Origin of the sequence: Kaistella treverensis (assembly GCF_900114045.1) — a bacterium.
GTDB lineage: Bacteria > Bacteroidota > Bacteroidia > Flavobacteriales > Weeksellaceae > Kaistella > Kaistella treverensis.
The window spans coordinates 959,604-981,120 of the sequence record NZ_FORQ01000001.1; the positions used below are offsets into that span (position 1 = coordinate 959,604).

Below are 21,517 nucleotides of genomic sequence, written 5' to 3' on the forward strand. Positions count from 1 at the left end.
TAAAATATTAAAATCCTCTCAGTTTTGCTGAGAGGATTTTTTTTCTAAATATTTAAAGCAATTTCCAAGTTCATCGATAAGATCGGAAGGCAGCGTGGCTTCTTTTGAATATTTTTCTGCCGCGAAATCGCCCGCTTTTCCGTGAAGCCAAACACCAAAAATTGCGGCATTTAGCGGTGAATAATTTTGCGCTACCAGTGCGGTTAAAATCCCGAGAAGCGCGTCACCACTGCCGCCTTTTGCCATGCCGGAATTTCCGGTAAGATTATAAAAAACTTCGCCAGCCGGTGAAATAATTTGGGTGTGATGATTTTTTAAAACGATAAAAATACCCAGTTCAGCGGCTTTTTTTTGAGCTAATGTTGTGCGCTCAAATGAATTTTCAGTTTTACCAAAAAGCCTTTCAAACTCCTTCGGGTGCGGCGTGATAATGGAATTTCTCGGTATAAACTGAAAATTTTCGGCGTTTTTAGCCAGAATATTTAAAGCATCAGCGTCCACAATAAGCGATTTTGAATAGCTTTTCAGAAAGTTCAAAAGTCCTATATCGGTTGCTTTAGCAGTACCAAGTCCGGGACCAATTCCAATACTGTATTCATCATCACTCACAATATTTTCAACTGACTTTTCACCGCCCGAAATAAACATCGCTTCCGGACAAGAAATTTGCAGAATTTCATAACCGCAATTTGGCGCAAGAATGAAAGTTAAACCTGAACCGGCTTTTAAAGCAGCTTTTGTTGCTAAAACAGCGGCACCAATTTTACCAAAACTTCCGGCTATAAGCAGTGATTTTCCAAAATTTCCTTTGTGGCTGAAATTTTTCCGTGGTTTATAAATTTGTTGAATTAAATTTTCATCAACTGTATTTTCTAAAGTTGGGTTTTCAAGACAATAATCCGGGTTTAAACCGATATCCATAATGTGGATTTCGCCACAAAATGGCGCGCTTTCGGGATGCAACATCGCTTTTTTCAGCACCTGAAAAGTCAAGGTGTAATCGGCCTGAAAAATTACGGCATTTTCAGCCGAAATTTCTTCAGCAAATAGGCCCGAAGGCAAATCAAGCGCGATTTTGGTTCCAGGCAATTCATTCAAAAAAGAAATGACTTCCGCGACCGGACCTTGAATAGCACGGTTAATTCCCAAACCAAAAAGCGCATCGATTATAACTGCGCTCTCAGTATTTTTTAGCTGCTTTAAGGCCGAAAAATCCTGAATTTCAATACCAGAAATTTCTTTGCAGCGCTGGAAATTTATTTCGGCTTCTTCGGTGAATTTTTTCGAGCTGTCGGTGAAAATTTTGATATTAAATCCGGTTTGGTAAAGCAGCCGCGCGAGCGCAAAACCGTCGCCGGCATTATTTCCGGCGCCACAAAAAATTAGCATTTCTGAAGTGGTAGAAAACCGGTCGGTGATCCAGTTACAGCAACATTTCGCAGCTTTTTCCATGAGCTGAAGTGCGGAAATATTACCTTTTTTTATCGTAAATTTTTCCCATTCGTAGATTTCGCGTGCTGAAAAAATATTCATATCAGGTAATTTGGATTATAAATTTACAAAATATCCAACTGCTGAAATATCAGCATAATAAATCAAAAAAAATTGGGGTTATTTAAAGCAAATTTCTAAATTTGATTAAATTATTAAATTAAAAACTAATATTATGGGAATTGTACAGGAATTTAAAGAATTTGCATTTAAAGGAAATGTAGTGGATTTGGCTGTTGCCGTTATAATTGGCGGTGCTTTTGGTAAAATTATCACTTCATTTGTAGATGATGTTATCACTCCACTATTGCTTAACCCTGCTTTGGAAGCGGCAAACTTGAAAAATATTTCGGAATTGACTTGGAATGGGGTGAAATACGGAAATTTTCTCTCTGCAATCATCAGTTTCCTAATTATTGCCATGGTATTATTCATGCTGATCAAAGCGGTGAATAAAGTAAACAAACCTGCAGTAGAAGCTCCAGCAGGACCTAGCAATGAAGAAGTTTTGCTTGCAGAAATCCGCGACCTTTTGAAGAATAAATAACTGTATCATTATAAAAAACTAAACCCGGAATCTTCCGGGTTTTTGTTTTTGCTACCTGTATTGAATACTAAAAAAACACGCCGTAAAGCGTGTTTCATTATTTGTTAAAACATATTTTTTCCTAATATACCTGCAAAATGCTGCAAATCTGTTCAGCCAGCGACAGTCCAATTCTGTCCTGCGCCTCTACAGTCGAAGCTCCCGTATGCGGAGTAAGGGAGATTTTCGGATGATTTAGAATCTCTTTTGACGGAGTGGGTTCGTTCATAAAAACATCCAGCCCTGCGAACGCAACTTTACCGGAATTCAATGCTGCAACCAGAGCTTCTTCGTCAATAACTCCACCTCGGGAACAGTTGACGATAGCTACGCCTTCTTTCATGAGCGCAAATGCCTCTTCACCAATCATGTAGCCATCTTTTTGCGCGGGAACGTGAAGGGTGATAAAATCAGCATGTTTTAAAACTCCTTCAAGCGGCTCGGTTTCAATATCAACATTAATGAACTGATTATTGTAAAACTTAACTTTAATACTTGCTCTGCCTACATTACTGTCTGCCGCGATTACACGCATCCCTAAACCGAGGGCTATTCTTGCCACTTCCTGGCCGATTCTTCCCATTCCGATGATGCCTATGGTTTTACCGCGGAGTTCAATTCCTTTTTCGTAACATTTTTTGAGTTTCGCGAATTCGGAATCGCCTATTACGGGCATTTTGCGGTTAGAATCCGGCAAAAACCTAGCACCGGAAAACAAATGAGCAAATACCAATTCCGCCACAGATTCAGATGATGCTGACGGCGTGTTGATTACGTGAATATTTTTCGATCGTGCATAATCCACATCAATATTATCCATTCCTACACCACCACGACCGATAATTTCGATCGACGGACATGCATCGATTAAATCTTTGCGAATCTGTGTCGCGCTTCTTACTAAAACTGTTCTGATATTATTTTCGTTGATGTAATCCACTAACAATTCCTGGGGAATCTTAGTAGTAATTACCTCGAAACCCTTTTCGGTTAGGGCATCGATCCCTGATTGGTCTAATCCGTCGTTTGCTAAAATCTTCATTCTTCCTTAATCATTAAATACTTCAATGGTGACCTGTTTTTCAACCAAATCGGTGAATTTTCCTTTGTATCTTGTTGCTCTGACCAAATGGTTATCGATCCAGTGATAATTTCCGCCGCGCGGTTTTCCGCACAAAACGCTGTGATATTTAAACCCGTGTTTATCTAACCAGTCGATGGTAATCTGCTTCAGGTTCTCTGTACGCGATGTAAAAAAGCAGATGATATGCCCCTGGTCGTACCAGCGGTTAATGGTTTCCAGCGCATCCGGATAGGGCTCGCAATCCACCATTCTTTCCGGCTCTTCATTGGGTACATCATCGGTTATGGTGCCGTCGATATCAATAAGATAGTTCTTGATATCGCCCTTCAACATCGGGCTTAAATGGTCTTTATATTCTAATTCCATCGCTTGAATTTTAAGGAGCAAAATTACAAATTTTCGTTGGTTCACAGGCATATAAATCTAAAATTCCGCAAATGGATGCCATAAAATCTGCCAGAAAACGTAAGATAACATTACTTGTAACCGGTGATTTTTAATGGTTGGGTTATTAAAATTTCACAAAAATTTGAGTACCTAATTTTTAAAACTTAAATTTGTGTGATATGGAAGAACAAGTGGTTTTAGTTTCTGAAAAGGACGAAATTCTAGGCGTCATGAATAAAATGCAGGCACACGAAAACGGAATTTTACACCGTGCTTTTTCGGTTTTTTTGTTTAACGACAAAGGTGAAGTTTTGCTGCAGCGACGCGCTGCGGGAAAATACCATTCGCCGAACCAGTGGACCAATGCCGTATGTTCGCATCCGCGGGCTGGGGAAAGTTATCTGAATGCTGCACAGCGGCGTTTAAAGGAAGAACTGGGAATTATGGCTGAATTAACGCCGAAATTCCATTTTATTTATAAAGCGGATGTGGGCGGAAATTTATTCGAACACGAACTCGACCACGTTTTTACCGGAATTTATAACGGTGAATTTCAGCTGAATGAAGATGAAGTTTCTGAAGTCCGCTATATTTCCATGGAAAAGTTGGATGAAGAAATGAAAGCCAACCCAGAGCATTTTACGGAATGGTTTAAAATAATTCTTCAGGAATATAAACACCACTTATAAAAAAAGGTTTTTGCCGTTCGGAAAGATGACGGACAGAACTTCCAGCCCCGATGGAAGCGGCATCCTCTGCGGGCGCGACAGCGCCAAAGAGATAAAGCGGACAGCGGGTTACAATCTTCAAAAGATGCTAAACTCAGGTTGCTCCTGAAAAAATAAAAATATATGAAAAGAACTCCTTTGTTTGAAAAACATGTTTCTCTGGGCGCGAAAATGGTGCCTTTTGCCGGTTTTGAAATGCCGGTGCAATATACCGGTGTTACGCAGGAACATTTTGCGGTACGCGAAAAAGTCGGAATTTTTGATGTGTCGCATATGGGCCAGTTTTTTGTGGAAGGACCAACCGCGAAAGATTTGCTTCAGTTTGTGGGAACCAATAATGTAGACGCGCTGGAAGACGGGAAAGCGCAATATACCTGCATGCCGAACGGAAATGGCGGAATTGTGGACGATTTGATCGTTTACCGCATGAACGCTGAAAAATATTTTGTGGTGGTGAACGCTTCGAATATCAACAAAGACTGGGAGCATATCTCGAAATACAATGAAAAATTCGGGGCAAAACTGACGAATGCGTCGGATGAAATGTCTTTGTTGGCAATACAAGGCCCGAAAGCGACTGAAACGCTGCAAAAAATTACAGATATAAACCTTTCGGAAATTCCGTATTACCATTTTACGGTTGGAAAAATTGCGGGCGTTTCTGATGTCATTATTTCGAATACAGGATACACCGGAAGCGGCGGTTTTGAAATTTATTTCCAAAATGAAGACGCTGTGAAACTGTGGGAAGCAATTGTGGAAGCGGGTGAAGAATTCGGTTTGTTGCCGTGCGGACTGGCTTCACGTGATACACTAAGACTTGAAAAAGGTTTTTGCCTGTATGGAAATGACGTTGATGATACCACTTCCCCACTCGAAGCAGGTTTAGGCTGGATCACCAAATTTGATAAGGATTTTGTGGACAAAGAATATTTTGCGAAACAAAAAGAGGAAGGAATTAAAAGAAAACTCGTAGGTTTTGAAATGCAGGAAAGAGCGATCGCAAGACATGATTATTTAGTTGTAGATTCCGAAGGAAATGAAATCGGAAAAGTAACTTCCGGAACCATGAGCCCGATGAAAAACATCGGAATTGGTTTGGCGTACGTAGCGACCGGACACAATAAAGTTGATTCGGATATTTTCATCCAAATCCGCAATAAAAATGTGCGGGCAAAAGTAGTAAAAACACCGTTTGTCTAAAATTTTTCGATTTATAGATTAAAAAAGCAGGTGATTCGTCAGCTGCTTTTTTTGTGTGGCATCTTTTTCGCTGTTTTCCCGACAATTAAAAATAATAAAATTATGTCAGCACTTAACAGAAGTATCGCCGGTTTGGCCGGTTCTTTAGCACTTACAGCAGTTCACCAAATTTTCAAAAAAAACATGGATAATGCACCGGATTTAGACCAGGTCGGTGAAAAAATGGTGGAAGAATCCATGGACAATCTGGATATTTACGACGCCGATGACGAGAAAGTTTACGCCGCGGCGATGGGTGGGAATATTCTGTCGAACGCCATGTTATTTTCAACTTTAGCAACTTCCACAAATACTTCGGAAATCATTGGTAAAACCGTAGGAACCGGGCTTTTAGGTGCAGCCGGAACTATTGGTTTGGCAGAACACTTTTTAGGAAATAATAAAGCCACAAACACCGACCAGAAAAAGTGGATGACGACTGGTTATTACCTTTTCGGAGCGTTGGTTACGATCGGCGTTTACAATATGCTGGAAAAGAAAAATCATTAATTAAACAGCATTTTTTTAATTTTTCGGTAAATGCTGGAAACGGAAATCGTTTCCTATCCGCGTTTTCCGCTTATAGCGCGCGCCGGTTTTGTGCGTTCTATACATTGGTTGGCAGAATTTACTCCAGCCTTTTTTTTGGTTTTAACATAATGCCGGAAACCGCGCGAAAGGGCGGATCACAAATTTTGCAGGGCTGAAGTCCGATTTTCAGTGCCTTTTCTAAAGGAAGTGAAGACGAGACATTTTTCACCATTCGGCAGGAGGCTAAATGGTATTTCGCGCCGCTTGGCGTTTTGTACACCGTTTGCGCGGACAGCTGAACAGAGAATAAGATAAAAAGGAAAAATCTCATCATTTAGCGCCGAAAAAATTTTCCAGGTTTTCTATATTTTTCTTTTCATTACCGATGAAAATTTGAACATCGGTAAGGAAAACCGGACGTTTTAGAAAGGAATAATGATCGAGAATAAGATTTTTGAAATCATTTTCTTTTAAAGAATTTACCTCGATATTTCTGGCTTTTATTTGGGTTGATCTTTTGCTGAAAAGTGCTTCGTAAGATTGAGTTTGCGCATACATTTGTTCCAATTCTTCTGCTGTAATCGGATCTTTTTTGATTTCGCGAAGTTCCCAATCTGTAAGATCGAATTTTGCTAAAATTTTGGTGCAGGTTCCGCAGGTTTTCAAGTAAAAAACTTTCTTCATATAGACAAAAATAGAAAATCCGGCTCATTAGCAGGTAATTTTCAGAAACTTTCCTGCTTAAATTCCTGATTAAAAAGGCTTAAATTTAATTATTAAAATTTTCCAATGAATACCAAAACAGTTTTTCAATTTATTTCAGAGCCGAGCGATGTGAATTACGGTGGAAATGTGCACGGCGGCAGCGTGATGAAATGGATTGACCAAGCGGGTTACGCATGCGCGAGTTCGTGGAGTTCCAGCTATTGCGTCACGGTTTACGTGGGTGGAATCCGGTTTTATTCGCCCATAAAAATCGGGCATATTGTGAAAGTGGAAGCTGAAGTCATCTATACCGGAAGAACCAGCATGCACATTGCGATTAACGTTTTTTCGCGGAATATTAAGCGGAAGGAATTCGAAAAGAAAACGCACTGCATTATTGTTTTTGTGGCGGTGGATGACGAAGGAAATTCGATGGAAGTTTCGAAGTTTGCGCCACAAACCGAGCAGGAAAAGCAAATGGAAAAATACGCGGTGAAATTGATGGATTTACGTAAAAACATCGAAGAAGAGATGAAACCGTTTTTTGAGTAAAAGCAAAAAAAAGCTGCTTTTAACGCGGAATTTTTTAGCAATCTATTTTAAATCTCTTTAGAAAAAACAAAAAAAAAGCTTCTTTTAGCTTAGAATTTTCTAAAAAAAACTCCTTTCAAAATTTTGAAAGGAGTTTTTATATTTTAGGAAAAAATGCCTTTTTACCTGGCAATATTTACCGCTCTGGTTTCGCGAATTACGGTAACGCGCACCTGACCCGGATAGGTAAGTTCATTTTGAATTTTTTCGGAAATGTCGTAGGAAAGCTGCGCCGACTGATCGTCGTTCACTTTTCCACTTTCTACCATGACGCGAAGTTCGCGGCCGGCCTGAATCGCGTACGCGCTGGAAACGCCATCAAAGCTTAAAGCTGCAGCTTCCAAATCTTTCAGTCTTTGGATGTAAGATTCCAAAACCTGACGTCTGGCGCCCGGTCTTGCACCAGAAATCGCATCAGCAACCTGAATAATCGGTGAAAGCAATGATGTCATTTCAACTTCATCATGGTGAGCACCAATGGCGTTAATCACTTCCGGGTTTTCACCAAATTTCTCCGCCCACTGCATTCCTAAAAGGGCGTGCGGCAATTCGGATTCCTGTTCCGGAACCTTGCCAATATCGTGTAACAAACCGGCTCTTTTTGCGAGTTTTACATTTAAACCAAGTTCTGCAGCCATTGTAGCGGCGATGTTTGCCACCTCGCGCGAGTGCTGTAATAAATTCTGTCCGTAAGACGAACGGTATTTCATGCGACCGACGATTTTCACCAATTCCGGATGAAGACCGTGTACTCCCAAATCGATAACGGTTCTTTTACCAACTTCGATGATTTCTTCTTCAATTTGTCTTTTGGTTTTGTCCACCACCTCTTCTATTCTCGCCGGGTGGATTCGTCCGTCGGTCACCAAACGGTGCAAAGAAAGTCTCGCGATTTCACGACGGACAGGATCAAAACATGAAAGCAAAATGGCTTCCGGCGTGTCATCAACAATAATTTCAACACCAGTTGCAGCTTCTAAAGCACGAATATTCCGACCTTCACGGCCGATAATTCTACCTTTAACTTCATCGGATTCAATATTAAATACAGAAACCGAATTTTCGATCGCCTGCTCTGTACCAATTCTCTGAATGGTCTGGATGACGATTTTTTTTGCTTCCTGCTTCGCATTAAGCTGCGCTTCTGCCATGATATTCTGTACGTGCGCCTGCGCTTTAGTTTTGGCTTCCGCTTTTAAAGCTTCTACCAATTCGTTTTTTGCATCTTCGGCGGAATAGCCGGAAATTCTTTCTAAAATTTCCACTTTTTGAGCGGTAACAGCATCTAATTCCTGCTGCTTTCTGTCGATAATTTCGTTCTTTTTGCTGTAATCGGCGATTTGGCGATCCAGATCTTTTTCAAGTTTTCCGGTTTTGCTCAGTTCATCATTCAGTTTCTGCTCCTTGTCTTTTACTCTTTTTTCCGCATCCTGCATCTTTTTTTCGCGAGCGTTGATGTCGGCGTCGTGCTGCGATTTCAGCTCCATGAATTTTTCTTTTGCCTGCAGATGTTTTTCTTTTTTAATGGATTCTGCCTGCACGGTAGCTTTTTCCAAAAGGTTGTCTGCATTTTTTTTAGCATCGTCGATGATGAATTTTGCCTTGGAATTCAGGGAGCTTTTAGAGAATGAATATCCCAAAAGCGCTCCTATTGCCAGACAAACAATGCCTATAATAATAGCGATTGTTGTTGTCATATATGTTTAATTTTTAATAGTTTTAATTTCTTTAATTGTAAAAAATCTGCTGTTTTAAGGCCGAATTTTTTGGTTTTAAAATAAAAAAGCCTACAACAATTCAATGATATAGAGTAAACTCCTAATCAACACGATTTGAACTGATTTTCACTTTTTGTAATCCGAGCAAGTCGGCGCGCCATTAAGTGAACTTTTGTCCGGTAATTGTTTAGCGTTGAGTTTACCTGTAATGTGTTAGAACTATTGTAGGCAGTTTTTTGCGGAAAAGAAAAATCTACTTTTCCAGCTCTTCCAGGATTTGGTTGATGTTTTTCAACCGCTCCACGGAAGCATTTATATTTTTATCGTTATTGAGTTCGGCGACCTGGGCGTTGGTTCCCAAACGTAGGGCACACATTGCCAGGGCATCCTGTTTATCTCTAACGTCAAAATTCTTTTCAAAATCTTTAATCATTCCGTCGATTTGCTTTCCTACTTTTCGCAGGATTTCTTCCTCGGAAGAAGGCACATTCAGCGGATAACTTCTGCCGGCGATTGTTATTGTAATTCTTCGTACATCCATTACAAACCGGTATTTTGAAGTTCTGCAATACAGTAATCCACTTCCTTGATCAAGCGGTTGATGTGGTTTTTCATCAATCTGTTGTGATCGGGATTACCGGAAATTGCGGAATAAAGTTTAATATTTTTCTGTTCTTCTGCTAAAACCTGACTTTTTTTCCTTTCCTCTTCGTAACGTTCCTTCAGCTCCTGGTGCTCATGATTCAGCTCTTTATATTTCTCGTTAAGGTTTTGAAAATTCTTACTTACAGCAAAGATTTTTTTCTCCAGCAACGAAAAATTATTTTCTAAATCACTAAGCATTTTTCAGGTTAATTTATTCTAACTCTGGAGCAAAAATATAAAAAAATAAATGGATTAGCGGATTTCTCCGGAACTAATTTTGAAATTTTGAAATAAAAAAAAGGGAAAACCCGCAGATTTTCCCTTTTGATATTTTTTGAAATTTCTTATTCAAATTTTAAAACAAACATCAAGGCGCGCGTTTTTACACTTGCCAAAGCATCTGTCCAATAGGGCGGCGTGGTCGGATTGTCGGCTACCAGCTCGTTGTTAACCATAAATGTGCCGCGGAAACCCGGAGTTAGTTTAAACCTGCTGAAATAGAATTGGATACCAACTTCTGCTGACCAAGCAAAATTGCCGCTTGTGGTACGGAAAATTCCCTGTTGGTTATCGTCTTCGCTGTTTGTATTCGACTGTAAGTTTAGCATGTAATTTACACCTGCTGCGGCGTAAGGTCGAGAATTGTACCAGCGGTCACCGTGCACTTCAAGCAAAATCGGAATGTCCACATAGGTGGATTTAATTTTTCGCAGTTTATCAGCATCGGACAAAGTAACAGGTGTGAAAGCTGGATTTGCTGGAGTCCCGGCAGCGTATTGGTCGTTGTTAGATTTGGTATCGAAATAGAGTTCGCGTTCTACAAACTGCAAACCTGGTTCTATCCGTAAATCGAAATTTTCACTTAATCTGAATTTTCCAATTAACCCTGCACCAAAACTATAGGTTGGTTTTGACTGAACCAAACTTTTGTTTCCGTCCATCCCAAATGTCGGATCAAGAACCAATTTGTAGTCAAAATTATTTCCTGCAAGGAAAAAACCATAGCTGAATTTCTGATTATCAAAACCTTCCAGATTGTCCATGCGGTTTTTGTTGCGGAACATCTGCGCCTCGTACAGCGTGCCGAAAAGCAGCGCCGCGATGATATTGATTTTAAAGAGTTTGTTCCACATACTATTTGGTTGCTTTATAAATTGTTGCAATACCCAGGCTTAATTTCTTGTATTCCACTTTCTGGAAACCAACTTTTAGCAGGATATTCTTCATTTTTTCACCGAAAGGAAAAGCGTTCACAGAATCCGGCAAATAAGTATAAGCGCGATTATCTTTGGAAACTAGCTTGCCAATTTGCGGCAAAATATTTTTGAAATAAAACATGTAAAAAGGGCCTAAAAAACCTTCAACCTTTGAAAATTCCAGGATGTAAACGCTTTTTTGCTCCTTCACTACTCTTTTCAGTTCAGCAAGACCAATTTCGAGATTTTCAAAATTCCGCACTCCAAAAGCAACGGAAACGGCGTCAAATTTATTATCTTCAAAAGGCAAATTTTCCGCATCGCCTTTCATCATATCAATTTGATTATCCAGATTGATTTTCTTGATTTTTTCAATTCCCACGTTCAGCATTTGCTGGGAAAGATCGAGGCCGGTAACTATTGCACCAGTGCCTCGTTGCACTGCAATGGCAAGATCTCCCGTGCCTGTTGCGACATCCAAAACAAGTTTTGGCTGGTCTTTATTCATCCATTTCACCAAGGTATTCCGCCACAGAACATCAATTTTCATCGAGAGTACGTGATTCAGCAAATCATATTTTGGCGCAATATTGTCGAACATATCTTCGACTTCTTTCTTTTTGCCGGCTTCTGTATTATAAGGCGTAACTTGTTTCAAGGTATCTGATTAAAATTGATAATATTCTTTGTAGTATTTCAGGAAATCTTCTTTCCGGAAAATTTTGGTGCGCGACTCCACTTTTTGGACATTTTTTATCACTTTATCGTAATCTTCATCAATATTATAGTAAAATTGGTCCGTATAAAGCTTATTAAACCGCTGCGGAGTGTTTACGTACAATTTTCCGTCTATTTCCGTGGGTTTTCTGGCAGCAATCAGCGAATCTCGGTTTAAGCCGTAGCCGTAAAACTGCTCATTAATATAATAATCCTGATGCGCGATATTCAGCAATCCGCGGTCTTTATTCACCACAAAACCGGAATCGTACAGCACTTTTTTCTGAGCATCAAAAACTTTAATATTGTTTTTGCCCTTATTTAAATCTACTTCTACTTTCTGGCCTGCGGAAATTATTTTTTCGTCGCCGTTATTAATTTTAAAATAGAAGGTATTTTCCGTAGGATTGTCAACCAGATAATAATTTTTTTTCGCCAAAAAGAGAAAATAAATCCCAAAAGCCACCAAAACGGTAAGAAGCGAAAAAATTAAACCTTTGGTTGAGGGACTGATTTTCATAACTGTATTCTGGTCAAAAAGTTTCACAAATTTAATAATAATTTTGTTTCTCGGCGATACAATATTAATTGTTAACTTTGCCTTAAATTTTTCATTTACATATGCCCAACACAATCATTATAGGCTCTGGAAGTTACCTTCCTACAAAGATCATCGGTAAAGATTATTTCATGGATTCCGTTTTCTATACCGACGAAGGAGAAAAGATTGAGAAACCTAACGAAGAAATTATACAGAAGTTCATTGAGATTACGGAAATTGAAAACCGGCGGTATTTGGAAGATGACGAATTTAATTCAGATTTAGGACACCGCGCCGCAGTAGCAGCAATCGAAGACGCTAATATTGATCAGGAAGAACTCGATTATATTATTTACGCAAGTAATTACGGAGAAGTAAATAAAGACGGAGCGCCTAATTTTGTGCCTTCAATGTCATCGCGACTAAAAAACAAACTTGGTATTAAAAACAGAAAGACCGTAAATTATGATATGGTTTTCGGCTGTCCGGGTTGGGTAGAAGCTTTGATTTTGGCTGACACGTTGATTAAAGCGAAAAAAGCCAAACTGATTCTCGTGGTAGGTTCTGAAACTTTAAGCCGCGTAACCGATCCTTTTGACCGCAATAAAATGATTTTTGCCGACGGTGCCGGCGCAGTCGTAGTGAAAGCAACTGATGAAGAAAATGTGGGAATTATTGCAGACTCTTCAATTTGTGATAATCAGGACGAGCTGCTCTATTTGGATTATGCGCCGTCGCTAAAAAAAGATGAGGATCAACGGCCACTTTATATCCGCATGAATGGGCGAAAAATTTACGAATATGCCTTGAAAAATGTTCCGGTCGCAGTAAAAGAAACGATTGAAAAAGCGAATTTAGACATCGCTGATATTAATAAAATCCTGATTCACCAGGCAAATGCGAAAATGGATTATGCGATGATTTCACGACTTTATAAACTATATGGAATTACCGATTACGACCATGACATCGCTCCCATGACAATTCAGCAATTTGGAAATTCTTCGGTTGCAACGATTCCTACTATGTTTGATCTCATACAAAAAGGAAAAATGGCACCGCACAACTTTAAGTCGAAAGACAATGTGGTTTTTGCTTCTGTAGGCGCCGGCATGAATATAAACGCGCTGGTATACAGGTTTCCATAAAATTATAACTAAAAAATACAGAAAGCACAAAATAGATTTTGTGCTTTTTTCTTGAAAAAAATGCAGAAAAATATATTAATTTTTACCGGAATTTTATTTGCGCTGGAATTTTACGTTTACCAGGCATTTAAAACCATTACCAACAACCAGTGGATTCGCGTGGGTTATTGGGTGGTGACCATCGCGGTCTATTTGTTTTTCATTTACGAAGTACTGAACTTTAAGAGAACAGACCGTGATCATCACCGCGTACAGTTGGTGGCATCGGTATTTTTGGTATTTTTCCTGCCGAAATTATTCGTTTTGTTTTTCCTATTTTTGGAAGATTTGGTGCGGGGATTTTTCTTCTTTTCGCAAAAATTCATTTCCGGTGATACTTTTCTTCCCGAACGTCGGACTTTTATCAGCGTGCTCGGACTGGGCAGCGCCGCGGTTTTATCGTTACTTTTTCTTGACGGAATTATTTTCGGAAAATACCGCCACACCGTCAGGAAAGTAAAAATTAAAATCAAAGGTTTACCGCAAAGCTTTAAAGGTTATCGAATTGTGCAGATTTCCGATGTGCATGCCGGAAGTTTTTTTCATCCGGAAAAACTAAAGCATGCTTTTGATTTAATTAATGACCAAAAAGCCGATCTGGTGCTTTTCACCGGAGATATGGTGAATAATTATTCTACGGAATTTGAGCCTTTTGTGCCGTTATTTTCCAGTATTCAGGCGAAAGACGGAAAATTTTCAATTCTCGGAAATCACGATTACGGCGATTACGGTGACTGGAATTCCGCACAGGAAAAAGCCCAGAATGTTCCGAAATTAATTGCTTTACAGAAAAAAGCAGGTTTTGAAATGTTGCGAAATGAACACCGCATCATTGATAGAAACGGAGAAAAACTGTTCATTTTAGGGGTAGAAAATTGGGGCGAAAAACCATTTCCGCAATACGGTGATTTGGATAAAGCTTCGAAATATATCCCCTTAGAAGCGGCAAAAATTTTAATGAGCCACGATCCTACGCATTTTGATGCAGTGGTGAAAAACCATCCGTCAAATGTTCAGTTAACACTTTCCGGGCACACGCATGGCATGCAGTTCGGTATCGACCTGAAAAACGTGCGTTGGTCGCCGGTGCAATACCGCTATAAAAAATGGGCGGATCTGTATGAAAGCAACGGCAAATTCCTTTACGTGAACCGCGGTTTTGGTGTCATCGGTTATCCAGGCCGTGTCGGGATTGAACCGGAAATTACGCTTATCGAACTTTCCTAAAATCGGTTTAAAATGTGCACCTTTAAAAAAGCAACTGCTGAAGACATTCCGCTTATCCAGGAATTGGCGGAGAAATCCTGGAATTCTGCTTACAAAAATATCCTGTCCAAAGAACAAATTTTTTATATGTTGCGGGAAATGTATTCCGCAGAAGAAATTTCGCGACAGCTTCAAAATCCAAATTACGTTTATTACTTGATTTCAGTCGGAAACGAAAATGCGGGCTTCATCGGTTTTGAATATCAATATGAAGAAAAAACGACCAAACTGCACCGAATTTATTTGCTTGAGGAATTTAAAGGAAAAGGTTTGGGAAAAAAAACACTTCAGTTTTTAAAATTGCAGGTTCAGCAAAATGGTGATACGCGCATCATTTTAAATGTAAACAAAAGCAATCCTGCTATAGAAATCTACGAATCACAAGGATTTAAAATCTATGAGGAAGGCGTTTTCGATATTGGAAACGGTTTTGTGATGGACGATTACCTGATGGAATGCTTTATTAATTAAGATCATTTTAAGAAAAAAATGTGTAACTGTTAATTTTGGTACGATTTTAGAATATGAGGTTGTAACAACATTAAAAACATAAAACAGATGACACGTTCCAATTTATTCACCAAGATTCAGATGCTTGCATTAGCAATAATGGCAAACTTTGCTGTAATTTTAGTTAAAGCTCAGGAAACCGCACCTGACCTAAAGGTAGATGTGAATACCGATGGTGGAATGGCTGGTGGGGACTGGATGAGCAATCCGTTAGTTTGGGTAATTGGTGCTCTTGTTTTAATCGTTATCATCGCGCTGGTTGCACGGGGAAACAGCAATAAATAAAAAAACACACGCTCTATAAAAGATGATTCAAAAACACAGATGATTCAAAAACACAGATGATCAAAGACGCAAATGATCGAAAAAAGATGACTTAAAAAACACAGATGAAAAAACAAAAAATCCCGATTATTCGGGATTTTTGTTTTTTATAAATCAGAAAAATTTGCCGTTTAAAAGGCTAATTTTTTTTATAATTGCAGTGCTTTCTGGTAGGCGTTTTCAATGCCTTCAAGATTTTTTCCGCCGGCAGTTGCAAAGCCCGGATTTCCACCGCCGCCGCCTTGGATTTCTTTCGCCAGATCCTTCACGACATTTCCCGCATTATACTTCGCTTCCAAATCCGCGGAAACACCAACGGTAATCAGCGGTTTTTGGTCTGCATCTGAAATGATGACGATTACAGAATTTGGTGTATCTTTTTTAAGTTGGAAAACGATATTTTTTACGCTCGCCGCGTCTAAAGAAACTTTTTTCACCAACAGTTTTTTATCGCCTTTTTCTACAAAATCGTTTTTCCAGTTTGCGGTTTCGCCTTTGGCTCTTTCTTTTTTAAATGTTTCAAGCTCCGCTTTTAAAGCTGAATTTTCCTCAATAAGTTTCTGAACAGATTTTGCTAAATCTTTTGATTTCAATAAACCGGAAATTTCCTTGATTTCATTTTCTAAACCACTAAAATATTCTGCGGATTTATCACCCGAAATCGCTTCAATTCTTCTGATTCCCGCGGCGGTAGAGCTTTCATTCTGAATTTTAAAATGACCGATTTCACCCGTAGATTTTACGTGTGTCCCACCACATAATTCTTTTGAAGAACCGAACTGAATCATACGCACTTTGTCGCCGTACTTTTCACCAAAAAGCGCCATTGCACCTTTGTCAATCGCTTCCGTCATCGGAATTTCACGAAATTCCTGCAAAGCTATATTTTGTTTAATTTTCTGGTTGACTTTATCTTCCACCAATTTCAAATCTTCTTCGGAAATTTTAGAAAAATGCGAGAAATCAAAACGCAGATATTCCGGGCTCACAAACGAACCTTTTTGCTCCACGTGTGTTCCGAGAACTTCGCGCAGCGCCTCGTGTAAAAGGTGTGTTACCGAGTGATTTGCCTGAGAATTTCGCCGTTCGGAATCATTTACTTTGGCGTAAAAAACCGCGCCCGCGTCTTTTGGTAAATTTTTAATTAAGGAAATAATAAGATTATTTTCTTTTTTTGTTTCTAAAACTTCGATGATTTCGCTACAATCCGTAATATTAAAAACGCTCGGATTCGCAATATCAAAACCTTCGGTATAGCTCGGAATCAGAATTCCTTTATCGCCGATCTGTCCGCCACCTTCCGGATAAAAAGGCGATTTTGACAGCACAATCTGGTAAAATTCGCCGTCCTTATTTTCAACTTTCCGGTAACGCGTAATGTATGTTTCAGTTTCTATTTGGTCGTAACCAACAAAAGTTTCAGCTTTTTCTTCAAGCACAACCCAGTCGTAAACTTTCTGCGCCGATGATTTTTTGGAACGTTGCTTTTGCTTTTCCATTTCCTCATCGAAACCTTTTTCATCCACGGTCAACTGCTTTTCTTCCGCAATAATTCGGGATAAATCCGCCGGAAAACCATACGTATCGTACAGTTCGAAAACTGCTGCGCCGGGCAAGGTTTTTTCGTTTTTAGACAAGGTTTCGGTGATGATTAAATCAATTCTTTTTAAACCATGTTCGATGGTTTTCAAAAATGAAGTTTCTTCTTCTTTAATAACTTCAGTTACCAACTTTTCCTGTTTCACCAATTCCGGAAAAAAATCTCCCATTTCAGCGCGTAAAACCGAGACCAATTCAAATAAAAATGGCTCTTTAATGCCTAAAAAACGATAAGAATATGAAATCGCGCGACGCAAAATCCTGCGAATTACATAACCCGCACCACCATTTGAAGGTAGCTGACCGTCGGCAATCGCGAACGAAACCGCACGGATATGATCAACCAAAACGCGGATGGCTATATCTTTTTCGTCGTCTAAAATTCCGGTGTATTTTTTACCGGATATTTCCTCCACTTTTTTAATTAATGGTGTGAAAACATCGGTGTCATAGTTCGAAGTTTTTCCCTGCAAAGCCATACACAATCTTTCGAAACCCATTCCGGTGTCTACGTGGCGCGCCGGTAATTTTTCCAGACTGCCATCGGCTTTTCGGTTATATTCCATGAAAACCAGATTCCAGACTTCCACCACTTGCGGATGGTCATTATTTACGAGCTCCAAACCGGAAATTTTTGCTTTTTCCTCTTCAGATCTAATATCAACATGAATTTCGGAACACGGCCCACACGGTCCGCTCTCGCCCATTTCCCAGAAATTATCTTTTTTATTACCGTTAATAATTCGATCTTCAGAAATGTGCGCTTTCCAGAAATTGTAAGCATCATTATCACGATCTAAATTTTCTGAAGTGTCGCCTTCAAAAATCGTTACATATAAATTTTCCTTCGGAATCTTATAAACCTGTGTCAATAATTCCCACGCAAAATCAATGGCTTCTTTTTTAAAATAATCACCAAAAGACCAGTTGCCCAACATTTCAAACATGGTGTGGTGATAAGTGTCGCGGCCAACATCATCGAGATCGTTGTGTTTACCGGAAACGCGTAAGCATTTTTGCGTATCTGCAATTCTCGGGGCTTTCGGCGTTTTGTATCCTAAAAAATAGTCCTTAAATTGCGTCATTCCGGAGTTTGAAAACATCAAAGTCGGGTCGTCTTTCAGGACGATCGGCGCGGAAGGAACAATTAAATGGCCTTTTTCGTTAAAAAATTCTAAAAATTTGTGTCTTATTTCTTGTGAAGTCATGAGGTTTGGCTTAATGATAAGTTCGCAAATTTACGGATTTTTGAAGTGATTCGGGAATATTGTTTTTTGAAAATTACCGCAGCTTTTAAATGCTTCAGCTTTTAGAAAAACCTAAAAAAAGTAATCTTTAGCACGGAATTTTTCGTAGATGACAATGAAGTAAATTTTATTTAATGAAATGACGGTCATAGAAAATTCCGTTTTAATAATTAAGAATTCTGCCTCATATTTGCACAAAGGAAACAAACGAAGGAAAAAACACAAACAAAACAATGAAAAATATTACAACACTTCTGGCTTTTATTTTTGGTGTCGGCATTTTTGCGGCGACCAATTTTTCTTGCTCTAAAGCCAAAGTTCAGACAGCAGAAAATAACAACAAAAAAAATGAGATAAATATGGAAGGGAAAAACATTAAAGAGATTTACTTTGCAGGCGGATGTTTCTGGGGAACCGAACATCTTTTTCAGCTCATAAGAGGCGTTGTAGCAACAGAAGTTGGTTACGCGAACGGAAAAATTGATAATCCAACCTATGAGCAGGTGGTAAGTCATACCACCGGTTTTGCTGAAGCTGTTAAAGTAAAATACGATGCTGATGAAGTAAATTTGCCGCTTTTAATCAATATTTTCTTTAAATCTATTGATCCAACAACGATTGACAGACAAGGAAATGATATCGGCGATAACTATAGAACCGGAATTTATACCACCGATGAAGAAGCTGCAGAAATTGTAAAAACAGAAGTTGCTAAACTGGCGAAAAACTACGATAAACCTGTGGTTGTGGAAACTATTCCGCTACAAAACTTCTATAAAGCTGAAGATTATCACCAGGATTATTTGGTGAAAAATCCAAGTGGATATTGCCACATTCCGCTTTCGGTTTTTGAGGAAGCGAAAAAGGCAAACCCGCTGCCAGCTACGAAATCGTAAACGGTAAATTATAAAAATCTGTGCTTTTAGTCCAGAAAAAATCCGCTCCAAAAAATTTTTGGCGCGGATTTTATTTTAAGGTAAAACGAACTATTTTTTCTCGTTGGCTTTAATTAAAATCTGAAGATTTACCTCATCTTTAATTAAACCATTGGCAACCGGCAGTTGAAACTTCACGCCGAAATCTTCTCTTTTAATATCTTTCGGCTCTGTCGCAATCGTTACGACGCCTTCTTTCACTGAAACATTTGCCTGAAATGCAACAGGTTTGGTAATGCCTTTGAGGGTTAAATTTCCGTCCAGCAAAGTATTATAATCGCCCTGGTCCTGCGCAGTAACTTTGGTAATTTCATAAGACGAGGTTGGAAATTTTTCAGTTTCGAAAAAGTCGCCGCTTTTAAGATGACCGTTAAGTTTGTTCAGATTTTCAACGTCATCTTTTAGATCAACCGACGTTAAAGAATTCATATCAGCTACAAAACTTCCGCTTTCCAGTTTGCCGTCGTGTACGGTGAGCTGTCCGCTTTCAAATTTTATGGTTCCGAAATGGCTGGTCTGGTCAGATTTCAAAACTTTGTAACCTTTCCACTCCACGCGGCTGTTTAAGGTGTCGATGGTGTACGCAACGCCGTCGGTTTTTGTGCTGACTTCGGTAGTTTCGCTGGTAACTGGTTTGTCCTTTGCACAGGCGGTTAAAAGAAAAGCGCCGAAAAATGCTGAAAGTGCGGCTAATTTTAATGTCTTCATCGTAAAGTTTGTGTTTTTAAATTGTTGACGCAAAATTATGAAATTTTAACGTATTTTGCTCAAATATGCTATTTTTGCAATATGCTATTAGAAATTAGGCGATTATTTTTCTCTCACCACGCGGATCAGAAATTATTCCAAAATTTCAACTTACGGGTTGAAGAAGGAAAAATTATTGCGCTCGCGGGTGAAAGCGGCTGCGGAAAATCTACTTTGCTGAATTTGATCTACGGCCTGCTCGATTGGGAGGAAGGTGAAATTATTTTCGATGGAAAACCCATTGCGGGACCGAAAAAAAATCTGGTGCCCGGCGAGCAGGATATGAAACTCGTGGCGCAAAATTATGATTTGATGCCCTATTCCACCGTTTCGGAAAATGTGGGAAAATTTATTTCAAACATAAATCTCGACGAAAAAAAGCAGCGCGTCGAGGAACTTCTGGATGTTGTAGGTCTGCTGGAATACCGCGATGTTTTACCGAAATATCTGAGCGGCGGCCAGCAGCAACGCGTGGCAATTGCGCGCGCCCTATCAGTGATGCCGAAACTTCTTTTACTGGATGAACCTTTCAGCAACCTGGATTTTTCACGGAAAATTCAGCTGCGGGAAAAACTCTTCAATTATGTGAAAGACAAAAAAATTTCGCTGATTATTTCCACGCACGAAATTCAGGAAGTTATTCCGTGGTTGGACCAGATCATTGTTTTAAAAGAAGGACGACTCATTCAAAATGATGACGCGAAGGAAACTTACATGCGTCCGTACAACCAATATGTGGCGGAACTTTTCGGTGAAGTGAATGTTTTTTCAAATGAAGAAAAAACAGCCTTTAAGCTCGGAAAAAATTTCTGGTATCCGCAGGAAATTCTCATTTCGGAAAACGGTGCGGAAGCGGAAGTTTTAGAAAGCCGTTTCGCCGGCAGCCATTACTGGAATAAAGTAATTTTAAAAGATAAAAAACTGACGGTTTACTCGCGGGAGAAACTCAATGGTTTAGTGAAAATAGCCTTCGAAAAACCAAACCGGTAAAAACAAAAAAAAGGTGCAATAAGCGCCTTTTTTTTTCGTTATTATTTAAATTCTTCTTAGCTTTGTTATTCGAAAACGTAAGGAAATTTTTGGTTAATTCTCTTTCTGCCCTGGGACGAAATTAGTGCATTTCTGTACAACTAAGTCTTTGAAACGGAACCCTGTCCAAATTTTTCCTTTTTTTATGCCTTTCTCACAAATTCTGATTTCAGCGCCATTGAGCCAAAACCATCAATTTTACAGTCGATATTATGATCGGAATCTGGTCGCAATCTGATATTCTTCACTTTCGTACCGGATTTTACCGGCTTTGGAGCGCCTTTTACGGGAAGATCTTTGATTACCACTACGCTATCGCCATTTTGTAGTTCGTTGCCGTTGGCATCTAAAATTTTGTCTTCATCTGCTGTTTCTCCGGGCGTCCATTCATGGAAACACTGGGAACACACTATTTTTCCGGAATCTTCGTAGGTAAATTCTGATTGGCATTTCGGGCAAATAACGGGCTCGCTCATGGTAATAATTTTTTACAAATATATCACTATTCTGA

The 21,517-nt window shown here is 39.3% G+C and carries 25 protein-coding genes; 11 read left to right on the forward strand and 14 right to left on the reverse strand.

Features of this window, described 5'->3' with window-relative positions; translation table 11 throughout:
- Positions 1 to 18: 18 nt before the first annotated feature.
- Positions 19 to 1,533 carry an NAD(P)H-hydrate dehydratase gene (locus BMZ55_RS04515; protein ID WP_089819028.1) on the reverse strand — a complete coding sequence of 505 codons (1,515 nt, stop codon included), beginning with the start codon at positions 1,531 to 1,533 and terminating at the stop codon, positions 19 to 21.
- A 133-nt stretch (positions 1,534 to 1,666) separates the two neighbouring features.
- On the opposite strand from BMZ55_RS04515, the gene mscL reads away from it, so the two are divergent.
- A complete protein-coding gene (gene mscL / locus BMZ55_RS04520; protein WP_089819029.1) occupies positions 1,667 to 2,038 on the forward strand; it encodes a large conductance mechanosensitive channel protein MscL in 372 nt (123 codons plus the stop codon).
- Positions 2,039 to 2,159: 121 nt separating this feature from the next.
- Here the strand turns inward: mscL and BMZ55_RS04525 are convergent, their stop codons facing one another.
- The gene (locus BMZ55_RS04525; RefSeq protein ID WP_089819031.1) at positions 2,160 to 3,119 is read right to left on the reverse strand and encodes a D-2-hydroxyacid dehydrogenase; all 960 of its coding nucleotides are present in this window, start codon (positions 3,117 to 3,119) and stop codon (positions 2,160 to 2,162) included.
- Positions 3,120 to 3,125: 6 nt separating this feature from the next.
- A complete protein-coding gene (locus BMZ55_RS04530) occupies positions 3,126 to 3,527 on the reverse strand; it encodes an LNS2 domain-containing protein (protein WP_039345765.1) in 402 nt (133 codons plus the stop codon).
- A 200-nt stretch (positions 3,528 to 3,727) separates the two neighbouring features.
- On the opposite strand from BMZ55_RS04530, the gene idi reads away from it, so the two are divergent.
- The 3 genes from idi (at position 3,728) to BMZ55_RS04545 (ending at position 6,028) form a co-directional block, all read left to right on the forward strand.
- Positions 3,728 to 4,237 carry an isopentenyl-diphosphate Delta-isomerase gene (gene idi / locus BMZ55_RS04535; RefSeq protein WP_089819033.1) on the forward strand — a complete coding sequence of 170 codons (510 nt, stop codon included), beginning with the start codon at positions 3,728 to 3,730 and terminating at the stop codon, positions 4,235 to 4,237.
- Positions 4,238 to 4,399: 162 nt separating this feature from the next.
- Positions 4,400 to 5,479, forward strand: a complete 1,080-nt coding sequence (gcvT, locus tag BMZ55_RS04540) for a glycine cleavage system aminomethyltransferase GcvT (RefSeq protein WP_089819034.1) — start codon at positions 4,400 to 4,402, stop codon at positions 5,477 to 5,479.
- 102 nt (positions 5,480 to 5,581) lie between these two features.
- Positions 5,582 to 6,028 carry a hypothetical protein gene (locus tag BMZ55_RS04545; RefSeq protein ID WP_143068744.1) on the forward strand — a complete coding sequence of 149 codons (447 nt, stop codon included), beginning with the start codon at positions 5,582 to 5,584 and terminating at the stop codon, positions 6,026 to 6,028.
- Between the two features lie 118 nt (positions 6,029 to 6,146).
- On the opposite strand, the gene BMZ55_RS04550 is transcribed toward BMZ55_RS04545, so the two are convergent.
- The gene (locus BMZ55_RS04550) at positions 6,147 to 6,383 is read right to left on the reverse strand and encodes a hypothetical protein (protein ID WP_143068745.1); all 237 of its coding nucleotides are present in this window, start codon (positions 6,381 to 6,383) and stop codon (positions 6,147 to 6,149) included.
- Positions 6,380 to 6,733 carry an arsenate reductase family protein gene (locus tag BMZ55_RS04555; RefSeq protein ID WP_089819039.1) on the reverse strand — a complete coding sequence of 118 codons (354 nt, stop codon included), beginning with the start codon at positions 6,731 to 6,733 and terminating at the stop codon, positions 6,380 to 6,382. The genes BMZ55_RS04550 and BMZ55_RS04555 overlap by 4 nt, the downstream gene beginning before the upstream one ends.
- Before the next feature lie 105 nt (positions 6,734 to 6,838).
- Between BMZ55_RS04555 and BMZ55_RS04560 the strand changes: the two genes are divergently transcribed.
- Positions 6,839 to 7,306, forward strand: coding sequence for an acyl-CoA thioesterase (locus BMZ55_RS04560; RefSeq protein ID WP_089819041.1), 468 nt, complete (start codon positions 6,839 to 6,841; stop codon positions 7,304 to 7,306).
- A gap of 161 nt (positions 7,307 to 7,467) precedes the next feature.
- Here the strand turns inward: BMZ55_RS04560 and rny are convergent, their stop codons facing one another.
- The 6 genes from rny to BMZ55_RS04590 all read right to left on the reverse strand — a co-directional run bounded on the left by rny (position 7,468) and on the right by BMZ55_RS04590 (position 12,141).
- Positions 7,468 to 9,042 carry a ribonuclease Y gene (rny, locus tag BMZ55_RS04565; RefSeq protein ID WP_089819043.1) on the reverse strand — a complete coding sequence of 525 codons (1,575 nt, stop codon included), beginning with the start codon at positions 9,040 to 9,042 and terminating at the stop codon, positions 7,468 to 7,470.
- A 274-nt stretch (positions 9,043 to 9,316) separates the two neighbouring features.
- Complete coding sequence (locus BMZ55_RS04570; RefSeq protein ID WP_039343735.1) at positions 9,317 to 9,604, reverse strand: cell division protein ZapA; 288 nt, start codon at positions 9,602 to 9,604, stop codon at positions 9,317 to 9,319.
- Positions 9,604 to 9,906 carry a hypothetical protein gene (locus BMZ55_RS04575; RefSeq protein WP_089819044.1) on the reverse strand — a complete coding sequence of 101 codons (303 nt, stop codon included), beginning with the start codon at positions 9,904 to 9,906 and terminating at the stop codon, positions 9,604 to 9,606. The genes BMZ55_RS04570 and BMZ55_RS04575 overlap by 1 nt, the downstream gene beginning before the upstream one ends.
- Positions 9,907 to 10,052: 146 nt before the next feature.
- Entirely contained in the window at positions 10,053 to 10,841 is a 789-nt protein-coding gene (gene porT / locus BMZ55_RS04580; protein WP_089819046.1) for a type IX secretion/gliding motility protein PorT/SprT, read from the reverse strand.
- A gap of 1 nt (position 10,842) precedes the next feature.
- Entirely contained in the window at positions 10,843 to 11,562 is a 720-nt protein-coding gene (ubiE, locus tag BMZ55_RS04585; protein WP_089819048.1) for a bifunctional demethylmenaquinone methyltransferase/2-methoxy-6-polyprenyl-1,4-benzoquinol methylase UbiE, read from the reverse strand.
- 9 nt (positions 11,563 to 11,571) lie between these two features.
- A complete protein-coding gene (locus tag BMZ55_RS04590) occupies positions 11,572 to 12,141 on the reverse strand; it encodes a hypothetical protein (protein ID WP_089819051.1) in 570 nt (189 codons plus the stop codon).
- Between the two features lie 101 nt (positions 12,142 to 12,242).
- Between BMZ55_RS04590 and BMZ55_RS04595 the strand changes: the two genes are divergently transcribed.
- The 4 genes from BMZ55_RS04595 to BMZ55_RS04610 all read left to right on the forward strand — a co-directional run bounded on the left by BMZ55_RS04595 (position 12,243) and on the right by BMZ55_RS04610 (position 15,410).
- Positions 12,243 to 13,310: a 3-oxoacyl-ACP synthase III family protein gene (locus BMZ55_RS04595; protein ID WP_089819052.1), complete on the forward strand. Its 1,068-nt coding sequence runs from the start codon at positions 12,243 to 12,245 to the stop codon at positions 13,308 to 13,310.
- Positions 13,311 to 13,370: 60 nt separating this feature from the next.
- Positions 13,371 to 14,576 carry a metallophosphoesterase gene (locus BMZ55_RS04600; protein WP_089819054.1) on the forward strand — a complete coding sequence of 402 codons (1,206 nt, stop codon included), beginning with the start codon at positions 13,371 to 13,373 and terminating at the stop codon, positions 14,574 to 14,576.
- Positions 14,577 to 14,588: 12 nt separating this feature from the next.
- Positions 14,589 to 15,086 (forward strand): GNAT family N-acetyltransferase, encoded by a 498-nt coding sequence (locus BMZ55_RS04605; RefSeq protein ID WP_089819056.1) that lies wholly within the window; start codon positions 14,589 to 14,591, stop codon positions 15,084 to 15,086.
- Between the two features lie 87 nt (positions 15,087 to 15,173).
- Positions 15,174 to 15,410: a hypothetical protein gene (locus BMZ55_RS04610; protein ID WP_039343723.1), complete on the forward strand. Its 237-nt coding sequence runs from the start codon at positions 15,174 to 15,176 to the stop codon at positions 15,408 to 15,410.
- A 188-nt stretch (positions 15,411 to 15,598) separates the two neighbouring features.
- On the opposite strand, the gene alaS is transcribed toward BMZ55_RS04610, so the two are convergent.
- Positions 15,599 to 18,256 carry an alanine--tRNA ligase gene (alaS, locus tag BMZ55_RS04615; RefSeq protein ID WP_089819060.1) on the reverse strand — a complete coding sequence of 886 codons (2,658 nt, stop codon included), beginning with the start codon at positions 18,254 to 18,256 and terminating at the stop codon, positions 15,599 to 15,601.
- Between the two features lie 272 nt (positions 18,257 to 18,528).
- On the opposite strand from alaS, the gene msrA reads away from it, so the two are divergent.
- A complete protein-coding gene (gene msrA / locus BMZ55_RS04620) occupies positions 18,529 to 19,191 on the forward strand; it encodes a peptide-methionine (S)-S-oxide reductase MsrA (RefSeq protein WP_089819062.1) in 663 nt (220 codons plus the stop codon).
- 90 nt (positions 19,192 to 19,281) lie between these two features.
- On the opposite strand, the gene BMZ55_RS04625 is transcribed toward msrA, so the two are convergent.
- The gene (locus tag BMZ55_RS04625; protein ID WP_089819064.1) at positions 19,282 to 19,938 is read right to left on the reverse strand and encodes a YceI family protein; all 657 of its coding nucleotides are present in this window, start codon (positions 19,936 to 19,938) and stop codon (positions 19,282 to 19,284) included.
- A gap of 81 nt (positions 19,939 to 20,019) precedes the next feature.
- On the opposite strand from BMZ55_RS04625, the gene BMZ55_RS04630 reads away from it, so the two are divergent.
- Positions 20,020 to 20,967, forward strand: a complete 948-nt coding sequence (locus tag BMZ55_RS04630) for an ABC transporter ATP-binding protein (protein WP_089819065.1) — start codon at positions 20,020 to 20,022, stop codon at positions 20,965 to 20,967.
- Positions 20,968 to 21,149: 182 nt separating this feature from the next.
- On the opposite strand, the gene BMZ55_RS04635 is transcribed toward BMZ55_RS04630, so the two are convergent.
- A complete protein-coding gene (locus tag BMZ55_RS04635; RefSeq protein WP_089819067.1) occupies positions 21,150 to 21,482 on the reverse strand; it encodes a zinc ribbon domain-containing protein YjdM in 333 nt (110 codons plus the stop codon).
- Positions 21,483 to 21,517 lie beyond the last annotated feature (35 nt).

Excerpts from the sequence above, each read along its gene's own strand:
- BMZ55_RS04515 (WP_089819028.1), bottom strand. The coding sequence starts at position 1,533 with ATGAATATTTTTTCAGCACGCGAAATCTACGAATGGGAAAAATTTACG.
- mscL (WP_089819029.1), top strand. The coding sequence starts at position 1,667 with ATGGGAATTGTACAGGAATTTAAAGAATTTGCATTTAAAGGAAATGTA.
- BMZ55_RS04525 (WP_089819031.1), bottom strand. The coding sequence starts at position 3,119 with ATGAAGATTTTAGCAAACGACGGATTAGACCAATCAGGGATCGATGCC.
- BMZ55_RS04530 (WP_039345765.1), bottom strand. The coding sequence starts at position 3,527 with ATGGAATTAGAATATAAAGACCATTTAAGCCCGATGTTGAAGGGCGAT.
- idi (WP_089819033.1), top strand. The coding sequence starts at position 3,728 with ATGGAAGAACAAGTGGTTTTAGTTTCTGAAAAGGACGAAATTCTAGGC.
- gcvT (WP_089819034.1), top strand. The coding sequence starts at position 4,400 with ATGAAAAGAACTCCTTTGTTTGAAAAACATGTTTCTCTGGGCGCGAAA.
- BMZ55_RS04545 (WP_143068744.1), top strand. The coding sequence starts at position 5,582 with ATGTCAGCACTTAACAGAAGTATCGCCGGTTTGGCCGGTTCTTTAGCA.
- BMZ55_RS04550 (WP_143068745.1), bottom strand. The coding sequence starts at position 6,383 with ATGATGAGATTTTTCCTTTTTATCTTATTCTCTGTTCAGCTGTCCGCG.
- BMZ55_RS04555 (WP_089819039.1), bottom strand. The coding sequence starts at position 6,733 with ATGAAGAAAGTTTTTTACTTGAAAACCTGCGGAACCTGCACCAAAATT.
- BMZ55_RS04560 (WP_089819041.1), top strand. The coding sequence starts at position 6,839 with ATGAATACCAAAACAGTTTTTCAATTTATTTCAGAGCCGAGCGATGTG.
- rny (WP_089819043.1), bottom strand. The coding sequence starts at position 9,042 with ATGACAACAACAATCGCTATTATTATAGGCATTGTTTGTCTGGCAATA.
- BMZ55_RS04570 (WP_039343735.1), bottom strand. The coding sequence starts at position 9,604 with ATGGATGTACGAAGAATTACAATAACAATCGCCGGCAGAAGTTATCCG.
- BMZ55_RS04575 (WP_089819044.1), bottom strand. The coding sequence starts at position 9,906 with ATGCTTAGTGATTTAGAAAATAATTTTTCGTTGCTGGAGAAAAAAATC.
- porT (WP_089819046.1), bottom strand. The coding sequence starts at position 10,841 with ATGTGGAACAAACTCTTTAAAATCAATATCATCGCGGCGCTGCTTTTC.
- BMZ55_RS04590 (WP_089819051.1), bottom strand. The coding sequence starts at position 12,141 with ATGAAAATCAGTCCCTCAACCAAAGGTTTAATTTTTTCGCTTCTTACC.
- BMZ55_RS04595 (WP_089819052.1), top strand. The coding sequence starts at position 12,243 with ATGCCCAACACAATCATTATAGGCTCTGGAAGTTACCTTCCTACAAAG.
- BMZ55_RS04600 (WP_089819054.1), top strand. The coding sequence starts at position 13,371 with ATGCAGAAAAATATATTAATTTTTACCGGAATTTTATTTGCGCTGGAA.
- BMZ55_RS04605 (WP_089819056.1), top strand. The coding sequence starts at position 14,589 with ATGTGCACCTTTAAAAAAGCAACTGCTGAAGACATTCCGCTTATCCAG.
- BMZ55_RS04610 (WP_039343723.1), top strand. The coding sequence starts at position 15,174 with ATGACACGTTCCAATTTATTCACCAAGATTCAGATGCTTGCATTAGCA.
- alaS (WP_089819060.1), bottom strand. The coding sequence starts at position 18,256 with ATGACTTCACAAGAAATAAGACACAAATTTTTAGAATTTTTTAACGAA.
- msrA (WP_089819062.1), top strand. The coding sequence starts at position 18,529 with ATGAAAAATATTACAACACTTCTGGCTTTTATTTTTGGTGTCGGCATT.
- BMZ55_RS04625 (WP_089819064.1), bottom strand. The coding sequence starts at position 19,938 with ATGAAGACATTAAAATTAGCCGCACTTTCAGCATTTTTCGGCGCTTTT.
- BMZ55_RS04630 (WP_089819065.1), top strand. The coding sequence starts at position 20,020 with ATGCTATTAGAAATTAGGCGATTATTTTTCTCTCACCACGCGGATCAG.
- BMZ55_RS04635 (WP_089819067.1), bottom strand. The coding sequence starts at position 21,482 with ATGAGCGAGCCCGTTATTTGCCCGAAATGCCAATCAGAATTTACCTAC.